At 71.6% G+C, this 13,178-nt stretch carries 15 protein-coding genes; 6 read left to right on the top strand and 9 right to left on the bottom strand.

Annotated elements, in window-relative coordinates:
• Positions 1-38: 38 nt before the first annotated feature.
• From ACZ7GZ_RS21760 to ACZ7GZ_RS21780, 5 genes are all read right to left on the bottom strand, one after another.
• Positions 39-491 carry a nuclear transport factor 2 family protein gene (locus ACZ7GZ_RS21760; protein ID WP_471026491.1) on the bottom strand — a complete coding sequence of 151 codons (453 nt, stop codon included), beginning with the start codon at positions 489-491 and terminating at the stop codon, positions 39-41.
• A 25-nt stretch (positions 492-516) separates the two neighbouring features.
• The gene (locus ACZ7GZ_RS21765) at positions 517-1,692 is read right to left on the bottom strand and encodes a macrolide family glycosyltransferase (RefSeq protein ID WP_471026493.1); all 1,176 of its coding nucleotides are present in this window, start codon (positions 1,690-1,692) and stop codon (positions 517-519) included.
• Between the two features lie 50 nt (positions 1,693-1,742).
• Positions 1,743-2,345, bottom strand: a complete 603-nt coding sequence (locus ACZ7GZ_RS21770) for a dTDP-4-dehydrorhamnose 3,5-epimerase family protein (RefSeq protein WP_471026495.1) — start codon at positions 2,343-2,345, stop codon at positions 1,743-1,745.
• A 12-nt stretch (positions 2,346-2,357) separates the two neighbouring features.
• Positions 2,358-3,269: a glucose-1-phosphate thymidylyltransferase RfbA gene (gene rfbA, locus ACZ7GZ_RS21775; protein WP_471026498.1), complete on the bottom strand. Its 912-nt coding sequence runs from the start codon at positions 3,267-3,269 to the stop codon at positions 2,358-2,360.
• A 367-nt stretch (positions 3,270-3,636) separates the two neighbouring features.
• The gene (locus ACZ7GZ_RS21780; RefSeq protein ID WP_471026499.1) at positions 3,637-4,122 is read right to left on the bottom strand and encodes an SRPBCC family protein; all 486 of its coding nucleotides are present in this window, start codon (positions 4,120-4,122) and stop codon (positions 3,637-3,639) included.
• Between the two features lie 236 nt (positions 4,123-4,358).
• Between ACZ7GZ_RS21780 and ACZ7GZ_RS21785 the strand changes: the two genes are divergently transcribed.
• Together ACZ7GZ_RS21785 and ACZ7GZ_RS21790 are read left to right on the top strand one after the other, a co-directional pair.
• On the top strand, positions 4,359-5,144 hold the full coding sequence (locus ACZ7GZ_RS21785) for an SDR family NAD(P)-dependent oxidoreductase (protein WP_471026502.1): 786 nt from the start codon (positions 4,359-4,361) through the stop codon (positions 5,142-5,144).
• Between the two features lie 141 nt (positions 5,145-5,285).
• Positions 5,286-6,203 (top strand): MBL fold metallo-hydrolase, encoded by a 918-nt coding sequence (locus ACZ7GZ_RS21790; RefSeq protein WP_471026504.1) that lies wholly within the window; start codon positions 5,286-5,288, stop codon positions 6,201-6,203.
• A gap of 83 nt (positions 6,204-6,286) precedes the next feature.
• Here ACZ7GZ_RS21790 and ACZ7GZ_RS21795 read toward each other — a convergent pair whose 3' ends face one another.
• Positions 6,287-6,751: a nuclear transport factor 2 family protein gene (locus ACZ7GZ_RS21795; protein ID WP_471026507.1), complete on the bottom strand. Its 465-nt coding sequence runs from the start codon at positions 6,749-6,751 to the stop codon at positions 6,287-6,289.
• 237 nt (positions 6,752-6,988) lie between these two features.
• On the opposite strand from ACZ7GZ_RS21795, the gene ACZ7GZ_RS21800 reads away from it, so the two are divergent.
• Positions 6,989-7,840: a slipin family protein gene (locus ACZ7GZ_RS21800; RefSeq protein ID WP_471026510.1), complete on the top strand. Its 852-nt coding sequence runs from the start codon at positions 6,989-6,991 to the stop codon at positions 7,838-7,840.
• On the opposite strand, the gene ACZ7GZ_RS21805 is transcribed toward ACZ7GZ_RS21800, so the two are convergent.
• Positions 7,761-8,975: an MFS transporter gene (locus ACZ7GZ_RS21805; RefSeq protein ID WP_471026513.1), complete on the bottom strand. Its 1,215-nt coding sequence runs from the start codon at positions 8,973-8,975 to the stop codon at positions 7,761-7,763. The two genes, ACZ7GZ_RS21800 and ACZ7GZ_RS21805, sit on opposite strands and share 80 nt — an antisense overlap.
• 86 nt (positions 8,976-9,061) lie before the next feature.
• Between ACZ7GZ_RS21805 and ACZ7GZ_RS21810 the strand changes: the two genes are divergently transcribed.
• The 3 genes from ACZ7GZ_RS21810 to ACZ7GZ_RS21820 all read left to right on the top strand — a co-directional run bounded on the left by ACZ7GZ_RS21810 (position 9,062) and on the right by ACZ7GZ_RS21820 (position 11,567).
• Positions 9,062-10,051: an ArsR/SmtB family transcription factor gene (locus ACZ7GZ_RS21810; protein ID WP_471026515.1), complete on the top strand. Its 990-nt coding sequence runs from the start codon at positions 9,062-9,064 to the stop codon at positions 10,049-10,051.
• Positions 10,052-10,145: 94 nt separating this feature from the next.
• The gene (locus ACZ7GZ_RS21815; protein WP_471026517.1) at positions 10,146-10,634 is read left to right on the top strand and encodes a glutathione peroxidase; all 489 of its coding nucleotides are present in this window, start codon (positions 10,146-10,148) and stop codon (positions 10,632-10,634) included.
• Between the two features lie 66 nt (positions 10,635-10,700).
• A complete protein-coding gene (locus ACZ7GZ_RS21820) occupies positions 10,701-11,567 on the top strand; it encodes a MerR family transcriptional regulator (protein WP_471026519.1) in 867 nt (288 codons plus the stop codon).
• Positions 11,568-11,699: 132 nt separating this feature from the next.
• On the opposite strand, the gene ACZ7GZ_RS21825 is transcribed toward ACZ7GZ_RS21820, so the two are convergent.
• Positions 11,700-11,897, bottom strand: coding sequence for a DUF397 domain-containing protein (locus ACZ7GZ_RS21825; protein ID WP_471026521.1), 198 nt, complete (start codon positions 11,895-11,897; stop codon positions 11,700-11,702).
• 188 nt (positions 11,898-12,085) lie between these two features.
• Positions 12,086-12,943 (bottom strand): helix-turn-helix domain-containing protein, encoded by an 858-nt coding sequence (locus tag ACZ7GZ_RS21830; RefSeq protein ID WP_450794333.1) that lies wholly within the window; start codon positions 12,941-12,943, stop codon positions 12,086-12,088.
• Between the last annotated feature and the right edge of the window lie 235 nt (positions 12,944-13,178).

Genomic DNA, 13,178 nt, shown 5'->3' on the forward strand with positions numbered 1-13,178 from the left:
CGCCACTCTGAAAAGGGGGATCATGCCGTGCGCCCGGCCTACTTGTATTCGCCGTCGGTCTCGACGAAGCGCTTGCGCACGAGCCAGGACCCGTCGACGCGGACCAGCTCGTCGTCGCAGAGGGTGTGGTGGCGGAAGTGCACCTCGCCGCTCAGCAGCGTGCGGTCGGGGGTCACGTAGACCATGACGTAGCTCTGCGCACGGTAGGTGTTCTCGCCGATCTGCTCGACGGTCAGCTGCCCGAGCCAGTGCCGCAGGACGAGGCCCTCGTGCTTGGCGGTCTGCAGCTCGATCGCCTTGGTGAGTATCTCCCGGCCGACCAGGGGCTCGGGCATGTCGGCGGCCTGGAAGACGCCGTCCGGCGTGAAGGTGTTCGCCCACTGCTTGCCGTCACCGCGGTCGAGGATCTTGAGCTGCACCGCGTAGAACTGCTGGATCTCCAGGTACAGGTCGCCCGGGACGAGCTCGGTGCTCAGGTCGTGCGTGTTCATGGTTTTCTCCCGTCGAGTCGGCCGGTCACTTCGACACGGCGTCGAGGTGACCGAGGATCGTGTCGGCCGCGCGCGGCGCACCGCCGGCCTTCTGCATGTGCCGGCGCATCTCGCGCAGGTTCGCCTGCACGGTCTCGTCGGCGGCGACCGCCAGGACGGCCTCCCGGATGGTCTCGGCGGTGACGTCCTCGGGGGCCAGGACCCGGCCGAGGCCCAGCTCGCCCGTCCGCGCGGCGATCATCTCCGAGTCGCCGTTGTGCGGTACGGACACCAGGGGCACCCCCGCGTACAGGGCGTTCATGGTGTTGCCCGCGCCGCCGTGACACACGAACGCACCGGCGTGCTCGAGCACCGCCTGCAGGGTCAGCCAGGCGTGGATCTCCGCGTTGGGGGGCAGTTCGCCCACCGCCTCCAGGTCCACACCGGGGCCCGCGGCGATCACCACGTGCCACGGCAGCCCGTCGAACGCCTTGGCGCACATCGCGAAGAACTCGGGCTGGGTGTTGAAGGTCGTACCCAGGGAGATCAGCACCACGGGGTGGTCGGTGGACGGCCGCCAGGTGCCCTGCAGGTCGCTGTCCCGCAGCGGGATTCCGACGAACGTGTACCGGTCCTCGGGGAAGGAGTCGGCGTCGGACTGGAACTCGCGCGGCATGAAGGAGATGTTGCGGGGCGCGTCCTCCATCAGCTCGTCCAGCGGGACGTCCTGCAGCCCGTGTTCGTCGGCGAACGCACGCAGCTCGCGTGTCAGCTCGCCGAACATCCCCTCGGCGGCGCCCTGCGCCTCGGAGAAGTACTGGTGGGACGCCAGGACGGGGTACAGCTGGATACCCGGTACGCCGAGCTTCCGCGCCATGACGCGGCCCAGGAACTGCATCGAGATGTCGTAGACGAGGCAGTCCGGCAGATCGTCACCGAAGTGGGCCTCCAGCGACGGCGCCGTGGCGGCCGCCTCCCGGACCGCGCCGAGCAGGACGCGGGCCAGCCAGTCCTCCGCGCCGGTCGGCGCGATCGTCCGCGGGTCGAGAGTCGTGGTGTAGGGGATGACCTCGGCGCCCGTCGAGGCGATGCGCTCGGCGAAGCCGTCGGCGGCCAGGTAGCTGACCTTGTGGCCGCGCTTGACCAGCTCCTCGACCACGCCCAGCGTCGGCGTGACATGACCGGCGGCGGGGATGTTCAGGAAGGCGATGTGCCTCTTCATGGGTACTCCTGTTCCTGATGTCGTCGACTCACTCGGGGATGACCGCCGCGTCATCCGCGCGGACCGATCGGTGTCCTGGCGCTGAGGTCCGCGTAATCGGGCAGCACGCCGAGGGCCTCCGTCTCCGCCAGCGTCGGTGCGGTCCGGTCCTTGTCGGACAGGACGACGTCGTCCATAGCGGGCCACGGCAGGGCGAGTTGCGGGTCCAACGGGTTGATCGAGATCGCCTTCCCGGGGGTGTAGACGTTGTCGCACAGGTACGTGACCACCGCGGTGTCGCTGACCGCCGCGAACCCGTGGCCGAGCCCCTCGGGGATGTACACGGCGTGCCGCTGCTCGTCGTCCAGCGGGATCGCGAGGGACGCGCCGTAGGTGGGCGAGCCGACGCGGACGTCGACGACGACGTCGACGATCGCGCCGCTCACGCACGTCACGTACTTCGCCTCACCCGGCGGGGCCGCCGTGAGGTGGATTCCGCGGATCGTGCCGCGTCGTGACACCGAGCAGTTGACCTGGGCCACGTCCATCGGACGGCCGGTCGCCGCGGACAGCCGGTGGCCGACGAACAGCTCCAGGAACGTACCGCGCGGGTCGCCGAACATCCGCGGCCTGACGAGGTGGACGCCCTCGATGCCGAGCTCTTCGAAGTTCATCAGGTCTCCTTGTCACCCGAGGGCGCCGGCGCCGACCGGGACCGGCAGCCGGATCTCTTCGGCGGTGTCGAGCAGCCCGATCAGGTACGCCCCGTAGCCGCTGGACAGGAGCGGTTGCGCGAGCTCGCGGAGCCGGTCGTTGCTGATGAGCCCGTTGCGCCAGGCCGCCTCCTCCACGCAGCCGATCTTCAGTCCCTGCCGCTCCTCGACCACCCGGACGAACTCCGACGCCTGCACCAGGGAGGCGAAGGTCCCGGTGTCGAGCCACGAGGTGCCGCGGTCGAGCATGGTGAAGGTGAGCTCGCCGCGGCGCAGGTACGCCTGGTTCACCCCGGTGATCTCCAACTCGCCGCGGGCACTGGGTCGCAGGGACCTGGCGATGTCGACGACGCGGTTGTCGTAGAAGTAGAGCCCCGGGACCACGTATCGCGATTTCGGTCGCGCGGGTTTCTCCTCGAGGGAGAGGACGCGCCCTTCGCGGTCGAATTCCAGGACACCGAAGTCACTCGGGTTCGCCACCGGGTAGGCGAAGACGTGACCGCCGCGCGGGGAGGAGTGCGCCTTCAGCTTCTCCCCGAGGCCGACGCCGTGGAAGATGTTGTCGCCGAGGACGAGCGCCACCGGCTCGTCACCGATGAAGTCCGCGCCGATCAGGAACGCCTGCGCGATGCCTCCGGGCCTGGGCTGCGTCGCGTACTGGATCCGCAGACCCAGATGCGCGCCGTCACCCAGCAGCCGTTCGAAGGAGTTCCGGTCGGACGGCGTCGTGATGACGAGGATCTCCCGCACGCCCGCCAGCACCAGAGTGGACAGAGGGTAGTAAATCATCGGCTTGTCGAACACCGGCATGAGCTGTTTCGACACAGCCTGGGTGATCGGCCACAGGCGGGAGCCGGTCCCGCCGGCCAGGATGATTCCTCGCATGCCCCGGAAGCTAGGACCGGCGGCTGGAGGGCCGATCGAGGCCGGGTGGGGACCCTCCCGCCCGCGTGGTCAACGGGCCGGAGGCGGCACGAAGGCGGCACGGGGCCCACCGCGGCGGGACGTCCGGGCGGCGGGCCGCCGTCTCGTACGCAGAGCCAACGGCTGTGGGCGGCGGGCATGTCACGCCGCACCCGCGGCGGACCGGACGGCTGCCGGGCCCCGCCGACCCGGCCGGTGGTACGCCCGCGCAGCCGGCGGGCGCGCCGCAGACGAGAGCCGCCATGGCCTGGAACGGCACATGGCGGCTGGGGTCTTCGGGCCGGGAGCTGCGCCCCGTCAGCAGCTGTCCGGCGGATTCAGCGATTCCTCATACGCCTCGCGCGACCGCGTCCGCGAAGCGCTCCAGGGTCTCCCCGGGGCTCGGCCCGTCCAGGGCGCGGAAGATCCGCTCGGCGCCCTCGCCGTGCCGGTGCAGCTTGACGTGGGCGAGGGAGACCCTGGTGTGCCCGGCGTCGACGGGCTCGAAGTCGACCTCGATCTCGCTGGCCCGCTCGTCGTCGGTGATGGACTGCCAGTCGCCGTCGATCCGCCAGGTCATGACGAGCCTGCGGCCCGGCTCCCACTCGAGGATCCTTCCCCAGGCGATCTCGGTGCCGGCCACGTCCCACTCGTAGTAGCGCCCGCCCACTGCGGGCTCGAAGGCGAGCCCGGCCCGCTCCTTCTTGACCAGCACGTGGGAGGGCGGCCACCAGTCGGCCGGCCGCTCGGTGAACACGCGGAAGCAGTCCGCTGCGCTGGCCTCGACGGTCACCGACTTGCGTACGTCGGGGATGGTCTGCGTCTGTTCGGGCACGGGTCCTCCTCGTCAGCGGCTGCGGGTCCGCCCACGCTGGCGTGCGGCACTCGACAGGCGCCGGACCCCTGGTAGTGGCGCGATAGGGGGTCCCCGTGATGCCGTCCCGCGGCGGCCGGCCCCGCGCCCGTCAGCGGGGCGCGGCCCGTACCCGCTCTGGTCGGAGGCGAGCCGCGTCCTAGGCCCCCCGGTCACCGTCGTCCCGTCCGGGCCCCACGACCTCTTGGGAGAGCACGATGACAGAAGCGGGACGACGGGTTGCCTTCGTCACCGGCGCGACCAGCGGGATCGGCCTCGCCGTGACCGAGCTGCTGGCCCGGCGGGGCGCGGCGGTGTTCGGGGTGGCGCGCGGCGAGGAGAGCGTGCGTACGGTGGTGAAGCGGCTGCGTGAGGAGGGCCTGGAGGTCTCCGGCACGGTCTGCGACGTCACCTCCAGTGAGCAGGTGAAGGCCGCCGTCGAGGCGGCGGTGGCCGCGTACGGGCGGATCGACATCCTCGTCAACAACGCGGGCCGGGGCGGCGGCGGGGTCACCGCCGAGCTGCCGGACGCGCTGTGGCTCGACGTGATCGACACGAACCTCAACGGCACCTTCCGGGTGACCCGCGAGGTGCTGAGCACCGGCCGGATGCGGGACGGCGACTGGGGCCGCATCGTCAACATCGCCTCCACCGGCGGCAAGCAGGGCGTGGAGCTGGCCGCCCCGTACTCCGCGTCCAAGCACGGCGTGGTCGGCTTCACCAAGGCCGTGGGCAAGGAGCTGGCCCAGACCGGCATCACGGTCAACGCGGTGTGCCCCGGCTACGTCGAGACGCCGATGGCCCAGCGGGTCCGGCAGGGCTACGCCGACCACTACGGCGTCAGCGAGCAGGACATCCAGGAGAAGTTCAACGCGAAGATCCCGCTGGGCCGCTACTCCACCCCCGAGGAGGTGGCCGGCCTGGTCGGCTATCTCGCCTCGGACACCGCCGCCTCCATCACCGCGCAGGCGCTCAACGTCTGCGGGGGCCTGGGCAACTACTGATCCCCACCGACCGAGAGACGGAGTCTCCACGATGACCGACACCGGTGGCACGCTGCTCGCCGCGTCCACGAACAAGCCACAGGAGTTCCGCCGCCCGGACCACCCGGCGGGCCGGGCCGCGACGGACCGGGGCAGGGCCGCATGAGCGCTCCGGTCCAGGCGGCGCCGTCGCTGGAGCAGGTGGCGGACGGGGTGTACGCGTATGTGCAGCCCGGCGGCGGATGGTGTGTGAACAACGCGGGGCTGGTGGTCGGCGAGGACTGCGCGGTCCTCGTCGACACGGCGGCCACCGAGGCCCGTACCCGGCGGCTGCGCGAGGCCGTCGAGCGGGCCGTGCCGGGCGGGGTGGACTTCGTGGTCAACACCCACTTCCACGGTGACCACACCTTCGGCAACGGCCAGTTCACCCCCCGGGCGCAGGTCGTCGCCCATGCCGGGACCCGGGCGGACAGCGCGGAGGCGGGGCTGCACCTGCGCGGACTGTGGCCGCAGGTGGAGTGGGGCGAGACACCGCTCACCCTGCCGTCGCTCACCTTCCAGGACACGCTGACGCTGCACACGGGCGGCGCACGGGCCGAGCTGCTCCATGTGGGCCCCGCGCACACCGCGAACGACGTGGTCGTGTGGGTGCCCGAGCGGGCGGTGCTGTTCACCGGGGACGTCGTGTGGTCAGGGGTCACCCCGTACGTCCTGATGGGCTCGGTCAGCGGTTCGCTGGAGGCTCTGCGCCGGCTGCGCGCGCTGGGTCCGCGCACGGTGGTCCCGGGGCACGGACCGGTCGGCGGACCGGAGTTGCTGGACTTCACGGAGGCGTATCTGCGGCTGCTGGGCAGCCTGGCCGCGGACGGCCTGCGGGCCGGCCTGACTCCGCTCGAGGCCGCGGAGCGCGCCGACCTCGGCGAGTTCGCCGCCCTGGTCGACGCCGAGCGGCTGGTGGGCAATCTGCACCGGGCCTACGCCGAACAGCGGGGCCTGGCCCCGGGCGCCCGGCTCGACGTGGTGGCGTCCTTCAAGGAGATGGTCGCCTTCCACGGCGGCCTGCCCGCCTGCCACGCCTGAACCACCCGGACAGCGCCACGGGGATGCGCCGGACGATGTACGACCGTCCGGCGCATCCCCGTCTGTCGTTCCCGCTCAAGGCCTCAGCCGGCGTGCACGGGCGGCTCCACGGGGGTGTCGCGGTGGATCACCCGGCGCCTGGTGTACAGGACCCCGCCCCGGCGCACCAGCTCGTCCTCGACGGTGAAGGTCGGCTCGAAGGCGACGTTGCCCTCGCGGTCGGTCTGGGTGACGAGCGAGTAGTACGACACGTGCAGGGTGTCCTCGTCGACCGGGTCGGCCTCGATCAGCACGTGGTCGAACCAGTGCCGTACCGCGATGTCGCGGTAGCGGGGCAGGGCGGCCCGCATCCCCGCGAGCATCTCCTCCCGCCCGCGCTGCACGGCCCCGCCCGCGTGCACGACCTCCCCGTCCTCGGTGAAGGTGGCGGCGAACCCCTCGATGTCCAGCGCGTCGACCCGGCGCATCTGCCATGCGTAGAACGTCCGGACCTCGGCGTAGACCTCCCCGGAGACCTGCGCGTACGTATTCCTGACCGCCTGGGACACGGCGTCTCCCCTCAGTGACAACGGCCACCCGGCTCCGGGGGCCCGACTACCCCCACGCTGCCCGGTCCCGCTCCAGGCCCGCTGGAGGCCCGGTCAGCCGGGCGACAGGCCCGAGGAGGGGGGCGCCCGGGTTTCTTTACGTTTCCCTGACGCCCCGGCCGCATCCGCCGGCCCCCGCCGTGGTGTCCTCCCCGTTGTCCTGTACCGGACGAAGAACGCGTCGGAGATGGGAGTGCCATGGAAGGCACCGTCGTCGCAGTGGTCGTCGTAGTGCTGCTCCTGCTGCTCGTGCTGAAGAGCGGGATGCGGGTCGTCAACCAGGTGGAGCGCGGGGTGGTGTTCCGCTGGGGGAAGGCGCTGCCGGCCCACCGGCAGCCCGGCGTCACCTTCCTCATCCCGTTCGCCGACCGGATGCGCAAGGTGAACGTGCAGATCGTGACGATGCCGGTGCCCACGCAGGAGGGCATCACCCGGGACAACGTGTCGGTGAAGGTCGACGCCGTCGTCTACTTCCGGGTCACCGACCCGGTGCGCGCGGCCATCGAGGTCCAGGACTACGTCTTCGCGGTCGGCCAGGTCGCCCAGTCCTCGCTGCGCTCCATCATCGGCAAGAGCGACCTCGACGACCTCCTCTCCGACCGGGAGCGGCTGCACGAGGGACTGGCCCTGATGATCGACAGCCCGGCCGCCGGCTGGGGCATCCACATCGACCGAGTCGAGATCAAGGACGTCCAGCTGCCGGAGTCGCTGAAGCGGTCCATGTCCCGCCAGGCCGAGGCCGAGCGGGAGCGGCGGGCCCGGGTCATCACCGCCGACGGCGAGTTCCAGGCGGCCCAGCAGCTCGCCAACGCCTCCAGGATCATGTCCGACACCCCCGAGGCCATGCAGCTGCGTCTGCTCCAGACCGTCGTGGAGGTGGCCGCCGAGAAGAACTCGACCCTCGTCATGCCCTTCCCCGTCGAACTGCTCCGCTACTTCGACCGGGCCGTGCAGAAGATCGACGCCGACCTCAACGTGCCTCGGCAGACTCCGACTCCGGCTCCGGCTCCGGCTCCGGCTCCGGCACAGGAGACCGACGACCGGCCGTAGCCAGCGCCAGCGTCACACCCACCGAGCCCGCCGCCATCACCGTCATCCCCACGGCGGGCGAGGTGACCTGCGCCACCGCCCCGGCCAGCGCCGCGCTCACCCCCTGCAGGGTCAGCATCCCGGCCGAGTGCAACCCCAGCGCCTGACCCGCCAGTTCGCCCGGCGTCAGCGCCATCAGCCGCTCCTGCTGGACCAGACTCGCACCGAACCCGGCGGAGGCGACCGCCGCGCACACCATCGCCACGGGCAGCGGCGGATACGCCCAGAACAGCAGGTACGGCGCGGCGAGCAGCAGCAGGAGCGGGGTCGCCAGCCGGCGCCGTACTGCGGGCGGCAGCAGCCGTCCGACCGTCACGTCCCCCGCGAACATGCCGAACGCACCGCAGGCGAACAGCGTGCCGGCGGCGTGCGGCGCGTACGACACGTACAGCGACTCGCAGCCGACGACCATTCCGTTGGGCAGCCACAGGCCCAGGTAGGTGAGCCGGCGCGGGCGGGACGACCACAGCAGGGCGTTGGTGCGCCAGGTGGCCGAGGCGGAGGGACGGCCCGCGGCCCGGGGCGGCCGGGCGGTCAGCCCGAGCCGCAGCACCAGCGCGGCCGTCAGATAAAGGGCCGCGGCCGACAGCAGACACACGCGCGGGGAGAGCGCGGTGAGCAGGGCACCGCCGGTGGCGAACCCGGCGACCTGCATGAGCCCGCTCATCATGTGGAACAGCGAACGCCCCGGCAGATAACCGTCCTTGCCGAGGACCTCGTTCAGCAGCCCCCAGCGCACCCCGCCGCCGAGCGAGGCCACGAGCCCCAGCGCCAGCACGACGCCGAAGACCGCGCCGACCGGCAGCCCGGGCAGCGCCTGCACCGCCGTCCCGGCCGCGAAGACAAGCGCGATCGCGGCGAGCGCCGTACGCGGGGGCAGCCGGTCGGCGCCGGACAGCAGGAGGGTGGCGCCGAGCACCTGGGCGAGCGAGGGACCGAACATGCTCACCGCCGACAGCAGCGGCGAGCCGGTCGCCCGGTACACGAGCGTGGCCAGGGCCAGCCCCCCGACGGTCTGCGCGGCGGTCTGCGCCGCCGAGCCGAGGAGGAGGGGGCTGAACTCCGGGGTGCGGAACAGGGATCGGTAACCGGGCATGCCCCGGAGTCTCGGGCGGCGCGCACGCGGCTCGTTATTGTTTCGACACAGCGCGAAAGGCCGTACGGCCGTGAGGGGGTGCCGGGATGGGCTGGTGGCAGCTCAACGCGGACACGCTCGCCCACAGCCGGTTCGTCATCTCGCCGCTCGCCGAGACCTTCGCCTGCCTGAAGCTGCTGCACGCGGGGGACGCCGCGCATCCCGGGGAGCAGCGGTGGCTGCGCAACCACCTGCCGGCCTACCGGGCGCGGCTGCGGGCCGACCCGGTGACGGCACGGCTGGTACGGGCAGGCCTCGGCCGTAACTGGATCGCCGACTTCCTGACGCCGACGCCCCGGGACGGCGAGCGGTTCCCCGACGAGGTGGCCCGCGTGCGCGCGGCCCCGCCCGACGCGGCCCGCGCCCATCTGCGCACCGCGCTCGCCGGCCCGCTCCCCGCCGAGCTGGACCGCGACGACCTGCCCGAGCGGGCGGCCGTACTCCTGGAGTGGGTGTGGCAGGAGACGGTACGGCCCTCCTGGGAGCGGCGGCGCCGGGTGCTGGAGGCGGACGTGGTCGCCCGGACCGCGCAGGTGAGCCGGGGTGGCTGGGTGAGCGTGCTCGACGCCCTGCGCCCCGGACGCACCCGGTGGCTCGGCGGGAACCGGCTCCAGATCAACCTCCACGAGTACCCGCCCCGTGAGATCTCCGGCGCCGAGCTGGTCTTCGTGCCGGTGACCGTCCAGCGGGCGGGCTGGGTGGCCTGGGAGGACGGGGTGCGCTACGCGGCGGTCTACCCGTGCTCCGGCGCCCTCGCCGACAGCGGGACCACAACCGCCCCGTCCGCCCTGGCCGCGCTCCTCGGCGCGGCCAGGGCCGAGGTCCTGACCCTCCTCGCCTCCCCCATGAGCACCACCCACCTGACGGCGGTGACCGGCCAGACCCTGGGCTCGGTGGGCCGCCATCTGAAGGTGCTGCGCGATGCGGGCCTGCTGGAGCGGCGTCGGGCTGGGCGGTCGGTGCTGTACGCGAGGACGACGGCCGGGGATGCCCTGGTGGAGGCACCAAAGCGGGTGCCGGCGGCGGAACGGCCCTGAGGGGCGCGGAGAACTGCGCGGCCAGCCCCCGCCGGCCCGCAGCCGAAAGACGGCCCGTGACGGTCCCACCCCGCGGAACGCCTAGCATCCAGGGATGACAAACGTACTGAACGTCGAGATCGGCGCCCTGCGGGGCGGCCCCGCCGACCTCGCCCAATACGCCGGCAAGGCGATCCTCATCGTGAACGTGGCCTCCAAGTGCGGGCTCACCCCCCAGTACACCGGCCTGGAGAAGCTGCAGGAACGCTACGCCGCACGCGGCTTCACCGTGCTCGGCGTGCCCTGCAACCAGTTCCTCGGGCAGGAGCCCGGCACCGCCGAGGAGATCGCCGAGTTCTGCTCGGCGACGTACGGCGTGACCTTCCCGCTCACCGAGAAGGCAGAGGTGAACGGCGAGGGAAGGCACCCGCTGTACGAGCGGCTCGTCGGCTTCGCGGACGCGGAGGGGCACAGCGGCGACATCCGCTGGAACTTCGAGAAGTTCCTGATCGGCCGGGACGGCCAGGTCGTCGCCCGCTTCTCGCCACAGACCGAGCCGGAGTCGGACGCGGTCGTCACGGCCATCGAGGCCCAGCTCGCCTGAGCCGGCTTGACCTTGTCCCTGGGGCAGGGCCGAACGTCCCTGTCACCGGGCGGAGAGAGCCGCCCGGTGACGGAGGATGGCATCGTGGACGACGACCTGCTCACCATCGGCGCGTTCGCCGCGCGGGCCCGGCTGTCGGCCAAGGCGCTGCGCCTGTACGACCGGCTCGGTCTGCTGGCCCCCGCGCACGTCGACGAGGCGACCGGCTACCGCTACTACCGCGCCGACCAGGCCGAACGCGCCCGGCTCGTGGCCCTGCTGCGGCAGCTGGACATGCCGCTCGCCCGGATCGCCGAGGTGCTCGGGGCCGGGGGCACCGAGGCCGCCGGCCGGCTCGCCGCCTACTGGGCGGACGTGGAGGCCCGGGTGGCCGGGCAGCGGACGCTCGCCGAGTACCTCCGTGGACGGCTGTCGGGGAGGAGCTCCGAGATGTACGAGAAGTTCGTGATCGAGACCGTGGACGTGCCGGCGCAGGTGGTGATCACCGAGTCACGGCACACCCTGGCCGACGAGCTGCCGACGTGGATCGGCGCGTCGTTCGGGCGGCTGGAGGCGGCGGCGCGGGAGTGCGGCGGCATGACCGGGGCGCCGTTCGTGGTCTACCACTCCGAGGTGTCGATGGAGAGCGACGGCCCGGCCGAGTCCTGTGTGCCGGTGGCGGACGAGGCGGCGGCGCGGGCGTGGGCCGCCGAGCGGGGACGGGCCTGGAAGACGACGGCACGGGTCGAGCCGGCGGCCCGGCTGGCCTACACGCGGATCACCAAGGCCCAGGTGGCCCACCCGCAGATCCTGGCCGCCTTCGAAGCGGTGGAGCAGTGGATGGCGGGCGAGGGCCTTCGGATGGCCGGGCCCTGCCGCGAGATCTACTTCGCGGACTGGGATGTGGCGGGCCCGCACGACCCGGTGTGCGACGTGGCGTTCCCGGTGCGGTGACCGGCCGGAGCCGCCGGGCGTGACCGAGCCCTCTCGGCAAGGACGGCGACTGGTCGAGAGGGCTCTTCTGGTGGTGCTTGTGAAGTTGTCTTCCTCGGGGAGGCTTTACTGACGAAGGTCAGGGAGGGCCCCCTAGGCCTTGACCGAGGCCACGAAGGCGTTCCACGCGCCGGCGGGGAAGGCCAGGGTCGGGCCCTCGAGGACCTTGGAGTCACGGACGGCGAGCTCGGCGGCGGCGTCGGTGGGCGACTTGACCTCGACGCAGGCGCCGTTGCCCGCGGAATAGGAGGACTTCATCCACGTCTCCGAAGCGCCCTGAATCAGTGCCATGTCCACTCCTGTTGCGAGTTGCGGTAGTGCGGTTCACGCCAACCTTGTCGTCTGATTGGCGTGATCGACGCTACCGGGCAACTGCCACTGCTGGAGCAGTCGTTCACTCAACCGGATGGCATATTCCAGTGGGCCTTCCACTGAAGCCCACCGACGGTGTACGATCCGGCGCCCTCCATGCCACCGGCTCATTCCGCGTACTGCTTGGCCACCTTCGCAATGTACTGCCGGGATTGCTCCACATTGAGGGACTGCGCCCGCAGATGTTCGTACATCACGGCGTACTTCTGCACGTCCTGGGCCTTCTCCAGGTACAGGTCGCTGGTGACGCCCTCCAGGTACACCACGCTGGAGTCGGCCGCGTCGGTGAACTCCAGGATCGCGTACTGGCCGTTGAGCCCCGGATGCGCGCCCACCTCGAACGGCAGCACCTGCACGGTGACGTGCGGCAGCTGGGACATCTCGATCAGATGCTCCAGCTGCTCGCGCATCACCAGCTTGCTGCCGACGACCCGGCGCAGCGCCGCCTCGTCGAGCACGACCCAGAGCCGGAGCGGGTTGTTCTCGGCGGTGATACGTTCCTGTCGGCGCATGCGCACCTGGACCCGCTTCTCGATCTCGGCAGTCGACGTCTCCGGCAGCGCGCCCTGCACCAGGGCCTCCGCGTAGGCAGGGGTCTGCAAGAGACCGGTCACCAGCTGGGGTTCGTACACCCGCAGCGACTCGGCGTCGGTCTCCAGCCCGATGTAGACGCTGTACGGGATGTCCCCGAAGGTGTGCCACCACCCCTGCTGCCGCGAATCCCGCGCCATCTCCATCAGCGAGTCGACGATCCGCTGATCCTCGACCTCGTACACGCCGCACAGATCACGCACATCGCGCTGGCTGATACTGCGCCGGCCGTTCTCCAGTCTGCTGATCTTCGACTGCGACACGAGCAGTCGCTCGGCCACCTCCTCGGCCGTCATGCCCTTGAGCTCACGGAGCCTGCGCAGCTCCTGGCCCAGCCGGCGCCGCCTGACGGTGGGATTGACATTGGACGCCACGGGACGTGCACCTCCGGCTGCCTGCCTGTTGCTTGACACTTTCCGTATCTGCTGCTGAGCAGACTGCCACCAAGGTGCTTTCTACCGCTGGCAAATGGTGGATATGCGGCGCGTACGCGTCAGTTCGCCACGGCTCGCCACCCGATGGGGTCCCCGGAAGCAGTCGAGCGGGGCGGCGAGACCGCGAAGGATCTCACCGCCCCGCTCGGACCAGCGGCTCCCGAACCGGGCTTGG

This window comes from Streptomyces sp. NPDC037288 (assembly GCF_055603265.1).